The organism is Methylocaldum sp. GT1TLB (assembly GCF_051027445.1).
Taxonomy (GTDB): Bacteria; Pseudomonadota; Gammaproteobacteria; order Methylococcales; family Methylococcaceae; genus Methylocaldum.
Genome location: NZ_CP194898.1, coordinates 260463 through 278729, shown reverse-complemented (window position 1 = coordinate 278729; position 18267 = coordinate 260463). Strand labels below are relative to the sequence as shown.

Below are 18267 nucleotides of genomic sequence, written 5' to 3'. Positions count from 1 at the left end.
TCGAGGTGATCCATCGTCGAATAATTTTTTGTATGACAAAGCGAGTTTGTCCCCGTGGCCGTTGCGTTACAATATGCCATTCATCTAACCACCAGCCTGTAGGTTCGCTTTTATGTTTAGCAAGGGTATGGAAATCGCGGGATTCGACGACGAACTGTGGTCTGCCATTGAAAAAGAAGAAAGAAGACAAGAAGACCATATCGAGCTGATTGCTTCCGAAAACTACGCCAGTCCCCGTGTGTTGCAAGCACAAGGCACCGTGCTCACCAATAAGTATGCCGAGGGTTATCCCGGCAAACGGTACTACGGCGGCTGCGAGTATGTGGATATCGTCGAGAGTCTGGCTATCGAACGCGCAAAGGAACTGTTCGGTGCCGATTTCGCCAACGTCCAGCCTCACTCCGGCTCGCAGGCCAATGCGGCGGTCTATATGGCCCTGCTCGAACCCGGCGACACCATACTCGGCATGAGCTTGGCCCACGGCGGCCACCTGACCCACGGCGCCAAGGTCAATTTCTCCGGCAAGATTTACAACGCCATCCAGTACGGTCTCAATCCGGCGACCGGCCATATCGATTATGAACAGGTCGAAACCCTGGCCAAGGAGCACCGGCCGAAGATGATCGTTGCCGGTTTCTCGGCCTACTCGCGCGTTGTCGACTGGCAGCGCTTCCGCGACATCGCCGATTCGGTCGGCGCCTTTCTGGTCGTGGACATGGCGCATGTCGCGGGACTGGTCGCGGCCGGTGTCTACCCGAGCCCGGTACAAATCGCCGACGTCACCACGACAACCACCCACAAGACCCTGCGCGGCCCGCGCGGCGGCTTGATTCTGGCGAAATCCAATCCGGATATCGAAAAGAAACTGAACTCACTGGTTTTCCCCGGCATTCAAGGCGGACCTTTGATGCATGTGATCGCGGCGAAAGCCGTCGCCTTGAAGGAAGCCGCACAGCCGGAATTCAAGCAATACCAGGCGAACGTCGTCGAAAATGCGCGCGCCATGGCGCAACGCTTCATCGACCGCGGGTACAAAATCGTCTCCGGCGGCACCGACAACCATTTGTTCCTTGTGGACCTAATCGAGAAGGGACTTACCGGCAAACTGGCGGACGAAACATTGGGACGAGCCAACATTACCGTAAACAAGAATGCCGTTCCGAACGATCCCCAGTCGCCGTTCGTCACCAGCGGCATTCGCGTCGGCACTCCGGCTGTCACCACCCGCGGTTTCACCAAGCTCGATTGCGAAACGCTGGCCGGATGGATGTGCGACGTACTCGACGAGCCGCAGAACGAATCGGTCATCGAGCGAGTAAAAGAGGACGTGCTCCAGCTTTGCCGCAGATATCCCGTCTACGCGGATTGAGCGTTTTTTCTCGGAGCGACGCGGATTTCTTACCGGGCTGCGCCGTTCCGCTTTCAAAAAAACAATAATGCGCTGTCCATTTTGCGGTGCTCAAGACACCCGAGTAATCGACTCTCGCTTGTCACAGGAAGGCGATCAGGTACGTCGGCGCCGCGAATGCACCGAATGCAGGGAACGCTTCACGACCTACGAAACTGCGGAGCTGAATATGCCTCGGGTGATCAAGGCCAACGGCAGCCGTGAACCGTTCCGCGAAGAAAAACTTCGCGCCGGCATTCTTCGCTCCCTCGAAAAGCGACCGGTGGGGAGCGACCGGATTGAGGCGGCCATCAATCGCATCAAAAAGAAGCTATTGGCCCGCGGCGAGCGCGAAGTCTCATCGCGATTGATCGGCGAAAGCGTGATGCAAGAACTCAGCGGGCTTGACCATGTCGCTTATGTTCGGTTTGCCTCGGTGTACCGCAGCTTCGAGGACGTGAACGAGTTTCGCGAGGTCATCGATCGTCTCGAGAAACAGCCGAATCCGGATGAAAAGAAGGATCAGCCGGACTTGTTCGGCGACGATTCGGAGCCATAGCCCGATGGAGCTATCTACGGTTTTTGCCCGCGAAGATGCGGAATTCATGTCTCGTGCGCTGCATCTAGCCGAGCGGGGTTTATACACGACCGATCCCAATCCGCGCGTCGGTTGCGTCATCGTCAAAGACGGCCAAATCGTCGGCGAGGGCTGGCATCGACAAGCGGGAGGACCTCACGCCGAAGTCGAGGCGCTCCGGCAAAGCGGCGCGCGGGCGCACGGCGCGACTGCCTACGTCAGCCTGGAGCCGTGCTGCCATCACGGCAAAACGCCGCCTTGTACGGACGCTCTGATTTCGGCCGGGATCGCCCGCGTGGTCGCGGCCATGAAAGATCCGAATCCACGGGTTGCGGGCGAGGGTCTGAAAACACTCAGAGACGCCGGCGTGGACGTCGCCTGCGGGCTTTTGGAAAACGCGGCTACGGCACTGAATCCCGGTTTCTGCAAACGCATGAAAACCGGCCGGCCTTATATCCGCAGCAAACTGGCCATGAGCCTGGACGGTCGCACCGCCCTGCCCTCCGGCGAAAGCAAATGGATTACCGGCGAGGACGCTCGCCGCGACGCCCATCGTTTGCGGGCCAGAAGCTCCGCCATCGTGACCGGAATCGGCACGGCGCTGCAGGACGACCCGGAACTGACGGCACGCTTGCCGGAAGCGGCGGGAGAGATTTTGCAGCCGGTCCGTGTCGTCCTCGACTCCCGGCTGCGCATGCCCGCGAGCATGCGTCTCGCCGGCGGGGGGAACCGCGCGGTGGTCTTGACGACCGTGTCGGACGAGGAACGAACTCAGACCTTATCGGACAGCTTCGACATCGAAACCCTGCCCGCAACGCTTGACGGGCGACTGGACTTGACGGCGGTCGTCGACTGGCTCGGACACCATCAATTCAACGAAGTTCTGGTGGAGGCCGGCCCGACTCTGAACGGCGCCTTGCTCCGGGAAAACCTGGTCGACGAATGGGTGATATATCTCGCGCCGGTGGTTTTGGGCGATAAGGCGCGCGGACTATTCCACTTGCCGGATTTGACCCGGATGGCCGAGCGGTTCGAGCTGACGATTAGCGACGTGCGGCAGGTCGGGCGCGACCTCAGGCTGACCTTGCTCAGGCAGTAGCGTTTTTTTGAATCACCAACGAGCTCTTTATGTTCACCGGCATTATCCAAGCAATCGGAACAATAACCCGCATCGAACCTAAAGGCGGCGATTGCCGCTTGACGGTCGCTACGGGCGAACTGCCTTTCGCCGATGTCCAATTGGGCGACAGCATCGCGGTCAACGGCGTGTGCTTGACGGCAATCGAACTCGGAGACCGGTTTTTCGCCGCCGATGTCTCGCGCGAAACCCTGTCGCGCACCACATTGGGTGAAGCCAAAGCCGGAACCCATGTCAATCTGGAACTCGCCCTGCTCCCTACCACCCGCCTCGGAGGGCATCTCGTCAGCGGCCATGTGGATGGCGTGGGCACGGTGGTCGACGAGCGCAGCGAAGCCCGCTCGGTGCGGTTTACCATCGAAACGCCGGCCGGTTTGGCGAAATACATCGCCGAGAAAGGCTCGATTTGCGTAGACGGGATCAGCCTGACGGTGAACGAAGTGAACGGCAATCGATTCGGTATCAACATCGTTCCCCATACCTTGGCCGAGACCACTTTGGGCGAAACTGGCGTGGGGCAGCGGGTGAACCTCGAAGTGGACATCCTGGCCCGTTATCTGGAGCGCCTTCTGCTCGGCGATCGCGCCGCCGAAAGCGGGCCGGCCATCACCGAAGAACTTCTCAAGAATACCGGCTTTATCTCCTGAACATGAACAGCATCGAAGAAATCATCGAGGACATCCGCCTCGGCAAAATGGTCGTCATCATGGATGACGAGGATCGCGAAAACGAGGGCGATCTCGTTATGGCAGCCGTGCACACGCGCCCCCAGGACATCAATTTCATGGCGCGTTACGGCCGCGGACTGATCTGCCTGACGTTGACCCGCGAACGCTGCCAGCAGCTGCGCTTGCCCTTGATGGTGAACGAGAACAAGACGCCGCATTCCACGAATTTCACTGTATCCGTCGAAGCCGCAAGCGGCGTCACCACCGGGATTTCGGCCGCGGACCGCGCCCGCACCATTCTTTGTGCTGTAGCGCCGGACGCCAAGCCGGACGATTTGGTGCAGCCGGGTCATGTTTTTCCGCTGATGGCGCAACCGGGAGGGGTGCTCAATCGCGCCGGACACACCGAGGCCGGCTGCGACTTCGCTCGGCTGGCAGGGCTCGAGCCCGCCGCGGTGATCGTGGAGATCCTCAACGAAGACGGCTCCATGGCCCGTGGCCCCGATTTGGAGAAATTCGCGCAAGAGCACGGACTCAAGATCGGAACGATCGCCGATTTGATTCATTACCGGATTCAGAACGAAAAGACCGTGGAGCGGATCTGCTCCTGCGATTTTCCGACGGAATTCGGTCAATTCCGTTTGCACGCCTATCAGGATCAAGTCGACAAGCGCCTGCATCTGGCGCTGACCATGGGAAAAGTTGCTGGCGACGAGCCGATACTGGTCCGGGTGCACGGACGCAATCTCCTTAGCGATCTTTTCGGTGCCAGACGGAACGACAGCGGACTGCCCCTGCGCAATGCCATGAAACGTATTGCCGACGAAGGGCGCGGAGTGTTGGTGGTTATCCGCAAGGAGGAGGACGACAAGTTTCTGGTCGAACGCATACACCAGTATCAGATGGAAGATAACGGCATCGAAATGGCTGTCGACGAGCCGAAGACCGACGATTGGCGCACCACCGGAACGGGTGCGCAAATCCTGGCCGATTTGGGTGTGCACAAGCTCCGCGTATTGGGCGCGCCGAAAAAATACCTTGGCTTATCCGGCTACGGGCTGGAAGTCGTCGAATACGTTTCCTGAGAATAGAGAGAACATCGATGTCCGATATCAAAACCTACGAAGGCCAACTCTTGGTCCAGGGCGCCCGCTTCTGCATCGTGGCGTCACGCTTCAACAGCTTCATCGTCGACCATCTGGTTGCCGGCGCGGTGGATGCCCTTTTGCGGCACGGCGCGAAAAAAGAGGATATCCATCTGGTCAAGACGCCCGGGGCCTACGAACTGCCGCTGGCGGTGCAGAAAGCGGCAGCTTCGAAGCGCTACGATGCCATCGTGGCCGTCGGCGCTGTCATTCGCGGCTCAACGCCTCATTTCGACTATGTGGCCGGCGAATGCGTGAAGGGCATCAGCAGCATCTCGCTCAAGCATGAAATTCCGGTCGCCTTCGGCGTCCTCACGGTGGATACCATAGAACAGGCCATCGAACGGGCCGGAACCAAGGCCGGCAACAAAGGCGCCGAGGCAGCGTTATCCGCGGTCGAGATGGTCAACTTATTGAACCAGATAGGTTCGGCATGAGTAATGCGCGAACCATGGCGCGCCGCTGCGCGGTACAGGCCGTTTATCAATGGCAGTTGAGCGACGCCGATCTGTCGGCGATCGAAGCCCAGTTCCTGGGTGAATTGAAGGAGGCCAAGGTCCTTTTCAGACGATATAAGAGCGGATACGACCTGACCGATCACGAACAAAATCTGCTCGAAGAATCGCTCGAGAAATACTGCCGCCAGCGGGAAACGGAAGATCAGCAGCCCGAAAGGCCGCCGCTCGACGAGCTGATCGAGCATTGCTGCGCACCCGAAATCAATGCCCGTTATTTTAAGGAACTGCTGCATGGCGTGCCCGAACACCTTCACACGATCGATTCGGCGCTGGGCGAATTCGCCGATCGCCCGGTCGCCGAAATCGACCCAGTGGAGCGGGCCATCCTTAGGATCAGCGCATATGAGCTGCTGTTCCGCCTGGAAATACCGTACCGGGTGGTGCTCAACGAAGGCATCGATCTCGCCAAGCACTTCGGAGCCACGGAAAGCCATAAGTACATCAACGGCATCTTGGATCGCTTAGCCCGTAAGCACCGCACGGCGGAAATACAAACGCGGCATAAAACCTAGCAGTTGCCGCACTACCCTTCTACTTTGCACAATGCCATGGCCTTAGGTGAGTTCGAACTGATTCGCCGTTTTTTCACCGATCAAACCGTCAAGCATCCGTCCACGATTTTGGGCGTCGGCGACGATTGCGCTTTACTGCGCGTCGAGGAAGGCGAGGATCTGGCTGTAACCGCCGATACGCTGGTGGAAGGAGTCCATTTCCTGTCCGATGTCGATCCGGAAAGCCTGGGCCACAAGGTACTGGCCGTTAATCTCAGCGATCTCGCCGCGATGGGAGCGAAGCCCAAGTGGGTGGTGCTCGCGCTTACCCTTCCCCATGCCGACGCCGCTTGGCTGCAAAGTTTCGCGAAGGGTTTTTTCGCTTTGGCCGAGCGCTACGGCGTCGAATTGATCGGTGGAGATACCACCCGCGGCCCTTTGACCATTACCGTCCAGGCCCTTGGCCTCACGCCGCGAGACGGCGCTCTTCGACGTTCCGGCGCGCGTCCCGGCGACCTGATTTATTTGACCGGCGAATTGGGCGCCGCAGGGCTGGGACTCAAGATGCGTCAGGGCCGAACCGGTATCGAAGACCAAACGGCCATTGCCCATCTGGAAAGACCGGAACCCCGCGTCGATATCGGCTTGAAGCTGCGCGGCTTGGCTAACAGCGGTATCGACGTGTCCGACGGACTTGCCGCCGATCTCGGACATATCTTGGAAGCTAGCGGCGTAGGCGCGACGCTAGCCTGGGAACGGTTGCCATTACCGGACGGGGTACGCCGTTATATCGAGGAAACGGGCGACTGGCGGATGCCGTTATCGGCGGGCGACGATTACGAACTTTGTTTCACCGTTCCGCCGGGAAATCGGGAGAAGTTGGAGCGCTGCCTAACGACAGGCGGTTTTCCGTTCGCCCTGATTGGCCAAATCGAGCCGCAAACCGGCCTGAGACTCTTCAAAGACGGCAGGTCCATCGAGCTTTCCCAAGACGGATATCAGCACTTTTCCAGTGATTAATCAGACAATAAAAACAAGGTCCCATCGCCTCATCAAACCGGCGGAGATTTTCGGTAATCCCGCGTGCTTCCTGGCATTCGGCTTCGGTTCCGGTCTTGCGCCGGTCGCACCGGGAACCTTCGGAACGCTGGTCGCCGTTCCGATCTACTTGCTGGCAGCCAATCTAAGCACCCCGTTTTATGCACTCACCGTAATCGTCTTGTTGATCGCCGGCGTTTATATCTGCGGGCGGTGCGAGCAACAGCTCAACGTGCAGGATCATCCGGGTATCGTGTGGGACGAGATTACCGGCTTTCTCATCACCATGATGTTCGTGCCGGCCTCCTGGGAATGGGTGCTCGCCGGCTTCCTGGCCTTTCGTCTTTTCGACATCTGGAAACCCTGGCCGATCGCCATGCTCGACCGTAGCGTTCACGGCGGACTCGGAATAATGCTCGATGATGGATTGGCCGGTATTTACGCAGCCATTTGCTTAATATTGTTACGAACGGGATTCGGAATCTGAAGATCCGAAGAGCCTGTTTCGTTACCCAAAGTAAACGTTGGATTGCATCGAGGAAGCATTTACGGTATAGTACTCTGAATTGACGCGGGGTGGAGCAGTCTGGTAGCTCGTCGGGCTCATAACCCGAAGGTCGTAGGTTCAAATCCTGCCCCCGCTACCAATTTGAGGGCTTACAGATCAACATCTGTAGGCTTTTTTCGTTTCTGGCGATCCCATTGATACGCAGAAACCGAGCCGTCTCTTTTCCTCCTGCCGAACGTCTGATTAACGCCCGAGTTGCCAACCGGGTTTGCCCGCTCCGCCTGGATTCGCGACATAAATCCGCACGATCCTATGCTCTTCTGAGCAAGCACGCTTTGTGTGCCGAACTGTGGTTATGTCCTGAGGGATAAGCGATAAACTAAGCTTGGTTCATCAGTTCCAGCACAATAACAAATCATAATGGCTCACTTCCTCTACTTTGGAGAAGACGCCTCCCTGGCGCTTCTCGTACAGGCACGTCTAACGAAACTTGGTCATCGCGTCGATATCGCGGCAAGCTGCGACGAGGCTCTGGAAAGGCTGGCTAGGGAACAGTACGACCTCATGATTCTCGATCAATTGATTCCTGGGAAGCGCGGATTGACCACCCTTCGTGAAATGCTGGCCTTGCCGTTCGTCCCCGGCGTCATCGTGATTTGTAGAGATCACGCCTTTGATGTCGCTGTCGAGGCTCTTCGGCTTGGCGCCACGGATTATGTCGTAAAGGACGAGCATGAGGCATTCTTCGATCTTTTGCCGTCTGTCATTCAAAAGGTTCTCGACCGAGAACGCTTGCTCCGCGCCCAGAGAGAATCGGAAAACCGGGATCGAATTGCCGAGATGGTGTTTCATAACGTCACCGAGGGTGTCCTGATCACCGATTCCGAAACGCGCATTATCGCGATCAATCCCGCATTCAGCTCGATCACCGGTTACGCGCCCGAGGAGGTCATCGGCAATACGCCGGCTATTCTGAGCTCAGGCAGACACGACAAGGCATTTTATAGGAGCATGTGGGAGGCTATCGATCTGACCGGACAATGGAAGGGCGAGATCTGGAACAAGCGGAAGAATCAGGACATTTATCCTCAATGGCTCACCATCAATGTCGTACGAGACGAGAACGGCCGGTTGTTGAACTATATCGCGACCATCTCGGACATCACCGAACGCAAGAAGATCGAAGATCGTCTCCGCAATCTCACTCATTACGACACGCTGACAGGGCTTCCCAATCGCGAACTGTTCAATAAACGACTGAATGAAGCCATCAATCGGACCAGGCAAAACAATACCGGCCTCGCGCTGCTGTTCGTCGACCTCGACCGGTTCAAAACCGTCAACGATTCCCTGGGTCATAACGCCGGCGACGAATTGCTGCGGCAGGTCGCCGCGCGCATCAAGCAGTCGGTCCGCGAGAGCGACGTGACGGCGCGCTTGGGAAGCGATGAATTCACGGTCATTCTGGAGAACATCACGGAGCCGCAAAAGGCGCAAATCGTTGCACAAAAGATTATCCATGCGCTGAACAAGCCGATTAACCTGAAACGTCATCAAGTTTTCATTTCGCCTAGTATCGGAATCGCGTTCTACCCGTCGGACGCTACCGAGATGGAAGAATTGGTCAAGAATGCCGACCGCGCCATGTATACGGCTAAGTGCGACGGACGCAACAACTTCAAATTTTATTCGCCCGGCATGAATGCCGCGGCCCTGGAACGACTCACACTGGAAACCCAACTGCGGTTGGCTTTGGAGAAGAACCAGTTCGTCCTGAACTATCAGCCGCAAATCAATCTTCAAACCGGAAGCGTCATCGGAGTCGAGGCCCTGATTCGATGGAACCACCCCGAGTTTGGGCTTGTACCGCCGGATCAGTTCATACCCTTGCTCGAGGAAACCAATCTGATCCTGCCGGTCGGCGAATGGGTCTTGCGGACCGGGTGCCGACAACTCGGCGAATGGCACAAACTGGGGCTGTATCCGTTACGCCTGGCCGTCAATATTTCCGTCCGGCAATATCGTCTCGATCATCTTGTTCCGTTACTCGATGCCATCATTGCTGAAACACAAGTCGACCCGAGCTGCCTGGAACTGGAAATTACCGAGAGCATCATGATCGAAAACCTCGACGCCACACTGCAAATCTTCGAGGCATTCCGAAACCGAGGCATCCGGATTTCGATCGACGACTTCGGTACCGGCTATTCCTCTTTAAGCTACTTACAGCGATTGCCGATCGACGCACTGAAGATCGATCGCTCGTTCATCCAGAACATTCATACCTCAGCGAGCGACAGGACGATCACCAAAGCCATCATCTCAATGGCGCACAGCTTGGGAATCAAGGTTATTGCCGAGGGCATCGAAAATGCGCGCCACTTGCACTTTCTAAGAGAACAACGCTGCGAAGAAGGACAAGGTTATTTCATTCAACGAGCCATGCCCGCCCATGTGTTGACTGACTGGTTGCTGAGCCGTGCGCCATGTCGGCAAAGCATCCATGATACGGAAACTGTTACGACCGAATAAGCCAGGACGCTAGCCGCCCGCCTGACACGTTTTCTCGCCTGGTGTAGCGTTCGCGGAGGAAGGCGTTACGCGTCGCAAATATCGTAGCCCCCTATGTCGGCCACGCCGCCGAATTCCATTTGATTGCCGCCCGAGAGAAGAATACCCTGTTGAGCCCGCGCACACTTTGCACGGTCTAGTCAACACTAACAAAAAAGAGGAAAACGACAATGCAAAATGTCATGCTTCAGGTGATCAACGCACTTGCGAAATTCGGATTGGACAAACTGGAAAGGGCTCTGATCTTCGGCGCCGTGCTGGTCGTGGCTCTGGCGTTCGCCACCGGCACCGTTCAGATGTCGCAAGTCTGGTTTGCGTTTCTGTTTCGCTGGCTGCATGTGCTTTCGGGCGTCATGTGGATCGGTCTGCTGTGGTACTTCAACTTTGTCCAAATCCCGTCCATGCCCAAGATCCCGGACGAACAAAAGCCAGCGATCGGCAAGGTCATCGCACCGGCCGCTCTGTTCTGGTTCCGCTGGGCTGCCTTGTCGACCGTAGTCACCGGACTGATCCTGGCGATCCTGAACGGCTACGTCATCCAGGCCCTGCTGTTGGGCTACTTCAAGGGCGGACAGGCTACCTATATCGGTCTCGGTATGTGGCTTGGCCTGATCATGGCCTACAACGTGTGGAACATCATTTGGCCGAATCAGAAGAAGGCGCTGGGGCTGGTCGAAGCCACGGATGACGAGAAAAAGACGGCCGCGCGGACAGCGATGCTGGCCAGCCGCTTCAACACCATGTCCTCGATCCCGATGCTTTACTTCATGGTCGCCGCCCAAAACCTGGCGTAGGGGGCTCATCGAAATCAAAAAGGGATTCCGGTTTAAGCTCGGAATCCCTTTTTCCGTGTATCGAACCTGGAATCGGTTGCTCGGTAGCTGCCGAAAAATGACCGCTTACGATTCCCGAACATTGGCTTTCAACAGGACGAACTTGTAAACCAACACGGCACATAATGCGCCCACCAAAATCCAGGAGTGACCGATCAGGAACGCCGACATGCCGGTTTTCGCCGCTCCTCTGAGTGAGGACAGGTACGGTTTGGAAACCAAGATCATCCACGCCCAGGCCGGCACCTGGTAAGCGATGGCTCCCGCGACACCCCAGTGCAGCGACTTCAATCCCAACCGCTCTGCGGTCCGGTAATACCAATAAATGATGCCTATGGTGAGCAATATGGAAATGAATAGCGGCATATCAGCATAACCTCGCTTGACTGGTAGGAATCGACGCGACCGAGCCGCGGCCTGGGCAGCAAGGCTGCCCGCAATCGGATTATCCTACCTGTGGTATCGCCGCGAAAGAGCGGCGATTGCCGTTCCTTTCTCTCGCCACGCTGGCCTGCACCTGGTGCGGCCTAGCGCTAAACCGATCAGGATGTCGTGCTTTGCCCGCTTCTGAAGGCACTGATGATTTCCATCGGCAACGGAAACACAATGGTTGAAGATCTGTCGCCCGCAACCTCGGTCAGGGTCTGGAGATAGCGTAGTTCGATGGCTCTGGGGGCCTGCGCCAATGTCCGAGCCGCTTCGACCAGGCGTTGCGAAGCCTGAAACTCGCCTTCGGCGTGTATCACTTTGGCGCGGCGTTCCCGCTCCGCCTCCGCCTGTCGCGCAATGGCTCGAACCATGCTCTCATCCAAGTCGACATGCTTGATCTCCACATTGGATACTTTGATGCCCCAGGCATCCGTCTGCTGATCGAGGACGCCCTGTATGTCGATGTTCAATTTCTCGCGTTCCGCCAGCATCTCGTCCAGTTCGTGCTGGCCGAGCACCGAACGCAAGGTTGTCTGCGCGAGCTGACTGGTCGCTTCGTAATAGTTGGCCACCTGAATGATCGCGTTGGCCGGATCGATCACCCGAAAAAAGACGATCGCATTCACCTTGACCGAAACATTGTCCCGCGAAATCACATCCTGGGTCGGAACGTCCATCACGATGGTCCGGAGATCTACCTTGACCATCTGCTGAATGATCGGAATGACGATGAACAGTCCCGGTCCCTTGACCTTGTAGAATCGGCCCAGCAGAAAGATGACGCCTCGCTCGTATTCGCGCAGCACTTTGATCGCCGCGAACAGAAACATCAGTACGATGACGGCGAGAAAAACGACGAAATAGGTGGTGATCATGGCTCTAGCTCCTTTCGTTCTTCTAATGGCGCGACGTTGAGAATTAATCCGTCCATTCCTTTTACGCGAACGCGTTGACCCTTGTGCACCGCAATCGCGGTTCGCGCCGTCCAGATTTCGCTTCGGACATGGATTCTGCCCAATTCCTGGAAGTCCTCCAGGGCGGTCCCCACCGCACCGATCAGCTCTTCGCGCCCGGTGACGACGGCCTTGTGCCGCGACCGCAAGATCAGGCCTACCGCAACGCCGAAGAACATCAGGCTGGCCAGGGCGAATGCCGCAATCACGGCCCAACTGAGGCCGACGCCGGGCATGCGGTCGGTGTCGATCAGGATTACGCTGCCGATGATGAACGCCGCGATGCCGCCTAGCCCGAGCGCCCCGAAACTCGGCGCGAACGCTTCGGCGATCATCAGACCGATGCCGACGATGATCAGGGCGAGACCGGCATAATTGACCGGCAGGACCTGAAAGGCATACATCGCCAGCAGGAGGGAAATGACGCCGACCGTGCCCGGTACGATGGATCCGGGGTTGTAAAATTCGAGAATGAGTCCGTACACCCCGATCATCATCAGGATGTATGCAACATTGGGATTGGTGATGACGGCGAGAAGACGGCTGCGCCAATCGGGATCGATCGCTTCCACGGCGGCCCCGGTCAAATCGAGCGTTACGGAGCGGCCCAACACGTCGACCTGCCGTCCGTGCAATTTCGCCAGCAAAGTAGGAACATCGGACGCGACGATGTCGATGACGTGCATCTTAAGCGCTTCCTCGGCGGTAAGACTGACCCCTTCGCGCACCGATTTCTCGGCCCAGTCGGCGTTTCGGCCCCGAAGCTGAGCAAGACCGCGCAGATAGGCCACCGCGTCATTGATTATCTTCTTGGACATGGCGTCGCCGGAGTCGCGCGGCGCTTTCGGCTCATCCTTATCGTTCGGCCCGGGCTTGCCTTCGTTTCCTCCCGGTGCGCCGATGGCGACCGGCGTCGCGGCGCCCAGATTGGTGGCGGGTGCCATCGCAGCAACATGGCTGGCATAAAGAATATAAGTCCCTGCGCTGGCCGCCCGGGCTCCGCTTGGGGCGACGTAGGACACTATCGGAAAGGGCGAAGCCAGAATCATTCGGATGATGTCGCGCATCGCCGTGTCGAGGCCGCCCGGCGTATCCATCCGAATGATTGCCAGGCTCGCATTTCGAGCTTCGGCATCCTTCAGCGCACGGCCGATATAATCGCTGGTCGCAGGCCCCACAGGACCATCTATCGTCAACTGCGCAACCACCTTCGGCGGCGGAGCCGGACGTTCGGACGGCTGCTCGGCTCCACCCGCGATCTCCGCCGTGAGCCACAACCCGATAAAGATGACGATGATATTTCGCAGCATCCGTTCTCCGCGACTCCCGGTGAATGTGTTTGACCTTTCCGAGGCGGAGCTCGCCGGCAAGCCTCCGGTTCCGATTGATTCTTCTCTTTCTCGGACTCTCTTATACCGCTAACGGTTCTCGGGCGGCAAATCTCTTCTCGCGCGACGCTTCAGGTGTATGGGAACTACGCAGACGCAAAAACCGGATGCGCGCCGAAAGCCTATCTCGGTCGGCCGTTCGCCCTGAGCCCTTCGACTTGGTTCAGGACAGGCCCTTCGACGGTGCTCAGGACAGGCTTGTCGAAGGGTTTTGGGACCAACCAGAATAGGCTCTAAGCGTGCCGACCGGAAGGGTCAACCCTCGGGCAGATCCGTGTACTGGTAAATCGGATGAATCAGCGTTTCGGGCGGAAGCCGGATGAGTTCTTTGATGATTCCATCTTTCAGGCCATATACACACCCGTGCAGTACCGGGCGTTGATGGCGTTTCCATGCATGCTGGATTACCGAGGTGTGCGCGAGCGTCTGAACCTGTTCGATGACGTTGAGCTCCACCAATCTCTCCGCCCGCGCTTCTTCGGTCTCCAGCGCATTGATCTCGGACTGGTGCAAACGGTACACGTCCTTGATATGCATCAGCCATTTGTTGACGATCAGCAGTTCCGAGCGTTGCGGGCTGAGCGCCGCCCGGATGCCACCGCAGTTGTAATGCCCGCATACGATCACGTGGCTGACCTTGAGCACGTCGACCGCATACTGGATCACGCTGAGACTGTTGAAGTCGGTGGTAATGACCTGATTGGCGATATTCCGGTGTACGAAAATCTCGCCGGGCTGAGCATTGACGATGATTTCCGCCGGAACCCGGCTATCGGAACACCCGATCCACAAAAAATCCGGTGTCTGAGCGTTAGCCAACCGCGAAAAGTATTCCGGCTCCCGGATCGTTTTTTCTTCGGCCCACGCTTTGTTTTCCAATAATAGTTTCTCGAACGGTCTCATAGTTGCCTCTTCAAATGTTCGTTAATCGGCGTTTGACGGTGCCGGTCCAGATACCGACGCTGCACGCATTGGACCGGCCTGCGGCCAAATGCGTCACGCACTCGCGACGTACTCATCGCCCGAGCTTGCTACTTGAAATTCTCTTGAGTGCCCACTGCCTCGTTTACATGACCATGCACACGATCTTGCACTAAGATCCCTCCGGCCCCTCGCATGGCCACCATGGAATAGTGAGCGTCCGAATTCCTTTGAGAAAGAGACAAAGGCACCGCTGCCACAAAAGCTACGAGAACCATTACCGGAGTTTGCTTCAATCGGCTCGGCCGTACCGCAAAAACCGGAAAGAGCGAGTCGCTCGCTCCATCATCGTGCCAAGCGGCCGACAAGGAGCTCCGCCCGCTCTGAACTTTCCATGGGCTAGACTTCAACCACGCCATCGTGCGGGCGGTAAGCAAGAGCAACGCGCAGCCGCCCAAATTGACCGCCGTAAGCGCCGCGACCTCGTGACCGAATTGGTCCAAGAACATACCGCCGACATAGGAAAGCGCCATCGTTACGATGAATATCGGCAGCGACTGCTGACCCATTTCGATAATGGGCCGGACGGCCTTCGAATTCAGCCAATGTTCCCGGTTCCGCAGGAATGTCGTGACGAGATAGGCCAAGGCCATGAAATACACCCACCGTAACGGCCCGAGATGGGTCTTGTCCAGCCAGGGCAGCAAACCGGCGTGGAGTTGAATCAGGAACTCGGTCGGCCGGAGCGCCGGCTCGGGACTCAGCGGCAAAGACAGAATCACGAACGCCACACAGATTGCCGCCAGCCATATCTTGTGTCCGGGAGGTTTAATCCAGCCGGATCCGAAGGCGAAGCCGGTGAAAAAAATCAGCTGCCAGCCGAACGGATTGAAAAACCAGGGGCGATCGCTGTGCAGGTCCGCCGAAAGCTCCAGTCCGTATCGCCACATGGCGAGGTAAACACCGATAGGGAAGGCGAAGGCCAGCGCTATATGAATGCGGGACAGCGTCCACACCACCGGTATCCACAACATGACCACCAGATACATCGGCAGAATATCGAAATAATTCGGAACATACCGTAGGGAAATCAATCCCAGAAGGGCCTCCTGAGTATCATCGAAAAAATATCGAATATTGAGACGGTGGATATAATCCGGCTCTTCGAAAACCGCGTTGCCCAGCACGCAAACAGCCGCCAAAAGCATGAACAGAGCAAGGTGGGCGCCGTAGATTTGCCCACAGCGGTAAAACACCCGAACGCTGCCCAACCATAAACCGGACGTGCGGAAACTGCGGCCATAAGCGATGGCCGCTGCATAGCCGGAGAGAAACACGAAGACCTCGGCCGCATCGCTCAAGCCGAAACGAGACGGGGTATAAAGCAGCAGCTCGTTGGCGGGGATGTGATTGATAAAGATAATCAGCAAGGCAAGGCCGCGAAAAAAATCGAGCTTAAGGTTTCGCTGTTTGTGTAAGCTTTGTCCGGTCATCGGGATCTTAATCTGTCGACGAAAATATGCACCGGGTCCACGCTGACTTAGACACTCACCCCATAGCGCTCTCGGCGCGGGCGCCCTAACGCTCCATTCTATAATCCGAAGCTTTCACAAACCTTTCATAACGCTTGTTTGACTTATGAAGATTCTACTCGTGGAGGATGATACCGTTCTGGCCGACGGCCTCACGCACGTGCTCGGTCAATCGGGCTACGCGGTCACCGGTGCGGCTTCGGGAGCTTATGCCGAATCCGCACTGCTCACCCAAAGCTTCGATTTGGTCATTCTGGACCTGGGACTGCCCGACATGGAGGGCTGCGAACTATTGCGAAGGTTGCGAGCGCGGAAAAATCCCGTTCCCGTCTTGGTCCTGACCGCACGAGATGCCCTGAATGACCGAATCAAGGGTCTCGAATGGGGCGCGGACGACTACATGGTCAAGCCTTTCGACCTCCGAGAGTTGGAGGCAAGAATTCACGCTCTGATACGTCGCCGTTATGGAGGATTCGGCGATCTCACGGTCGGCCGATTGACGCTGGACACCCTGAATCGCCAAGTGCTGGTGGACGATGCACCCATCATTCTGTCCGCGCGAGAATACGGAGTGCTCGAGGCGCTGTTGATCCAGGCCGGGCGGGTGGTCAGCAAGGACCGTATCGCCCAGCGCCTGTCGGCGGGAAACGAAGAACTGGGAGACAACGCCATCGAAGTCTATATTCACAGGCTGCGCAAACGGATGGAGGCATTCGGCGTGAGAATCCGGACTGTGCGCGGCCTAGGCTATTTACTCGAAAAAGACACCGATGGCTAAAGTCCAGAGCCTCCGAACCCAGTTTCTGCTGCGCTTGGCGCTCCCTCTCGCCCTGTTCGTGGTGCTGGACGCCATAGCCTCCTATTACATCGCGTTTCATTACGCCAATGCGGCCTACGACCGCTGGCTGCTCGACTCGGCACGCTCGCTGGCGCAGGAAGTCAAGGCCCAGAAAGGCAAGGTGACCTTCGAACTGCCACCCACCGCATTGGAGATTTTCCAGTGGGACGAGGTGGATCAAACCTTCTTCAAAATCGAATCGTCCCGCCACGGATTCATGGCCGGGGACAAGCGAGTTCCACCTCCGCCCGACTTGGCTTCGGTCCGCGATCAGCCGGTGTATTTCGACAGTATGATTCAAAACCACAGCGTCCGGGTGGTTTCCATGCTCGCCACGCCCAAGGACAGTTCCGAGGAAGTCTTGGTCCAGGTTGCCGAGACGATAAGGAAAAGACGCAGCATGATGACCGACATTCTCCTGGCCGAGCTGGTACCCCAATTTTTGCTGGTTTTTGGCGCGGGGCTGTACATCTGGATAGGCATCAACCGGGGCCTGCATCCGCTAAACACATTGACGCGCGAAATCGCCCAACGCTCGCCGCGCGACCTCGCGCCGATCCCGGATACCGGCGTACCTCTCGAAGTGCTCACGCTGACCCATACCATCAACGATCTACTCGCGAGGCTCTCCACGGCAATCACTGCCCAGCAGCGCTTCATCGCCAATGCCGCGCACCAGCTGCGAACCCCGTTGGCCGGCCTGAAAGTCCAGGCGGAGCGTGCTCTGCGGGAAACCGAGCTGGCGACGATGCGCCCCGCCCTCGCGCAAATCCGAAACTGCGCCGACCGGGCATCGCGGTTGAGCACGCAACTCCTGGTGCTGGCGCGCTCGGAAACGGCTCTGGGCGGATCTCGACCCGGTTCGCGGGCGGACCTCCGCGCCATCGCAAGGGATGCCTGTATGGATTGGGTGCCGAGAGCGCTGCAACGCGATATGGATCTGAGCTTCGAAGGACCGCAGGCTCCGGTGTACGTGCAAGGCGAGGAAACCCTGCTCCGCGAATTGCTCAACAATCTCCTGGACAACGCCATCCGCTACGGACGCGATCATGGCCAAATTACGGTACGGCTCGCGGCGGATACCCATCCATGCCTCATCGTGGAAGATGACGGGCCGGGCATTCCGGATTCCGAGGCGGACAGGATTTTTGAGAGGTTTTATCGCCCCCCGGGCAGTCCCGGCGACGGCTGCGGGCTCGGGCTTGCGATCGTCAAAGAAATTGCCGAGCAGCATGACGCGCGGGTCCGGCTGTCACGTTCCGATCACGGCGGAGCGCGGATCGAAGTTCTCTTTCAAGACCGAGAACCGTTTTTTTGAGCTGAGAAACTCTT

Annotated in this window: 18 protein-coding genes and 1 tRNA gene; 14 read left to right on the top strand and 5 right to left on the bottom strand. The window is 57.6% G+C overall.

Going from position 1 to position 18267, the window contains the following annotated elements; genetic code table 11:
* Positions 1-112 precede the first annotated feature (112 nt).
* The 12 genes from glyA (at position 113) to ACR2R1_RS01195 (ending at position 10835) form a co-directional block, all read left to right on the top strand.
* On the top strand, positions 113-1369 hold the full coding sequence (gene glyA, locus ACR2R1_RS01250) for a serine hydroxymethyltransferase (RefSeq protein WP_077729841.1): 1257 nt from the start codon (positions 113-115) through the stop codon (positions 1367-1369).
* 67 nt (positions 1370-1436) lie between these two features.
* Positions 1437-1946, top strand: a complete 510-nt coding sequence (gene nrdR / locus ACR2R1_RS01245; protein ID WP_077729842.1) for a transcriptional regulator NrdR — start codon at positions 1437-1439, stop codon at positions 1944-1946.
* A 4-nt stretch (positions 1947-1950) separates the two neighbouring features.
* Positions 1951-3063, top strand: coding sequence for a bifunctional diaminohydroxyphosphoribosylaminopyrimidine deaminase/5-amino-6-(5-phosphoribosylamino)uracil reductase RibD (gene ribD / locus ACR2R1_RS01240; protein ID WP_156879420.1), 1113 nt, complete (start codon positions 1951-1953; stop codon positions 3061-3063).
* Between the two features lie 29 nt (positions 3064-3092).
* Positions 3093-3749 (top strand): riboflavin synthase, encoded by a 657-nt coding sequence (locus ACR2R1_RS01235; RefSeq protein ID WP_156879419.1) that lies wholly within the window; start codon positions 3093-3095, stop codon positions 3747-3749.
* A 2-nt stretch (positions 3750-3751) separates the two neighbouring features.
* On the top strand, positions 3752-4855 hold the full coding sequence (gene ribBA / locus ACR2R1_RS01230; protein ID WP_434112303.1) for a bifunctional 3,4-dihydroxy-2-butanone-4-phosphate synthase/GTP cyclohydrolase II: 1104 nt from the start codon (positions 3752-3754) through the stop codon (positions 4853-4855).
* A 17-nt stretch (positions 4856-4872) separates the two neighbouring features.
* The gene (gene ribH, locus ACR2R1_RS01225; protein WP_077729844.1) at positions 4873-5352 is read left to right on the top strand and encodes a 6,7-dimethyl-8-ribityllumazine synthase; all 480 of its coding nucleotides are present in this window, start codon (positions 4873-4875) and stop codon (positions 5350-5352) included.
* The gene (gene nusB / locus ACR2R1_RS01220) at positions 5349-5945 is read left to right on the top strand and encodes a transcription antitermination factor NusB (RefSeq protein ID WP_077729845.1); all 597 of its coding nucleotides are present in this window, start codon (positions 5349-5351) and stop codon (positions 5943-5945) included. The genes ribH and nusB overlap by 4 nt, the downstream gene beginning before the upstream one ends.
* A gap of 36 nt (positions 5946-5981) precedes the next feature.
* Positions 5982-6944, top strand: a complete 963-nt coding sequence (gene thiL / locus ACR2R1_RS01215; RefSeq protein ID WP_156879418.1) for a thiamine-phosphate kinase — start codon at positions 5982-5984, stop codon at positions 6942-6944.
* On the top strand, positions 6937-7449 hold the full coding sequence (locus tag ACR2R1_RS01210; RefSeq protein ID WP_347257977.1) for a phosphatidylglycerophosphatase A family protein: 513 nt from the start codon (positions 6937-6939) through the stop codon (positions 7447-7449). The genes thiL and ACR2R1_RS01210 overlap by 8 nt, the downstream gene beginning before the upstream one ends.
* Before the next feature lie 83 nt (positions 7450-7532).
* Positions 7533-7609 (top strand) — tRNA-Met (locus ACR2R1_RS01205).
* Positions 7610-7890: 281 nt separating this feature from the next.
* Positions 7891-10002, top strand: a complete 2112-nt coding sequence (locus ACR2R1_RS01200) for a putative bifunctional diguanylate cyclase/phosphodiesterase (RefSeq protein WP_434112300.1) — start codon at positions 7891-7893, stop codon at positions 10000-10002.
* Positions 10003-10211: 209 nt separating this feature from the next.
* Positions 10212-10835, top strand: a complete 624-nt coding sequence (locus ACR2R1_RS01195) for a urate hydroxylase PuuD (RefSeq protein ID WP_205780728.1) — start codon at positions 10212-10214, stop codon at positions 10833-10835.
* A gap of 105 nt (positions 10836-10940) precedes the next feature.
* Here the strand turns inward: ACR2R1_RS01195 and ACR2R1_RS01190 are convergent, their stop codons facing one another.
* From ACR2R1_RS01190 to ACR2R1_RS01170, 5 genes are all read right to left on the bottom strand, one after another.
* Positions 10941-11240: a hypothetical protein gene (locus ACR2R1_RS01190; RefSeq protein ID WP_077729848.1), complete on the bottom strand. Its 300-nt coding sequence runs from the start codon at positions 11238-11240 to the stop codon at positions 10941-10943.
* A gap of 176 nt (positions 11241-11416) precedes the next feature.
* On the bottom strand, positions 11417-12178 hold the full coding sequence (locus ACR2R1_RS01185) for a slipin family protein (RefSeq protein ID WP_077729849.1): 762 nt from the start codon (positions 12176-12178) through the stop codon (positions 11417-11419).
* Positions 12175-13566, bottom strand: a complete 1392-nt coding sequence (locus ACR2R1_RS01180) for an NfeD family protein (RefSeq protein ID WP_434112297.1) — start codon at positions 13564-13566, stop codon at positions 12175-12177. The genes ACR2R1_RS01185 and ACR2R1_RS01180 overlap by 4 nt, the downstream gene beginning before the upstream one ends.
* 333 nt (positions 13567-13899) lie before the next feature.
* Positions 13900-14547 carry a carbonic anhydrase gene (locus ACR2R1_RS01175; protein WP_077729851.1) on the bottom strand — a complete coding sequence of 216 codons (648 nt, stop codon included), beginning with the start codon at positions 14545-14547 and terminating at the stop codon, positions 13900-13902.
* Positions 14548-14675: 128 nt separating this feature from the next.
* Positions 14676-16058: an OpgC family protein gene (locus tag ACR2R1_RS01170; protein ID WP_434112294.1), complete on the bottom strand. Its 1383-nt coding sequence runs from the start codon at positions 16056-16058 to the stop codon at positions 14676-14678.
* 145 nt (positions 16059-16203) lie between these two features.
* Between ACR2R1_RS01170 and ACR2R1_RS01165 the strand changes: the two genes are divergently transcribed.
* The gene (locus ACR2R1_RS01165) at positions 16204-16875 is read left to right on the top strand and encodes a response regulator (RefSeq protein ID WP_077729853.1); all 672 of its coding nucleotides are present in this window, start codon (positions 16204-16206) and stop codon (positions 16873-16875) included.
* On the top strand, positions 16868-18253 hold the full coding sequence (locus tag ACR2R1_RS01160) for a sensor histidine kinase N-terminal domain-containing protein (RefSeq protein WP_156879415.1): 1386 nt from the start codon (positions 16868-16870) through the stop codon (positions 18251-18253). The genes ACR2R1_RS01165 and ACR2R1_RS01160 overlap by 8 nt, the downstream gene beginning before the upstream one ends.
* Positions 18254-18267: the final 14 nt, after the last annotated feature.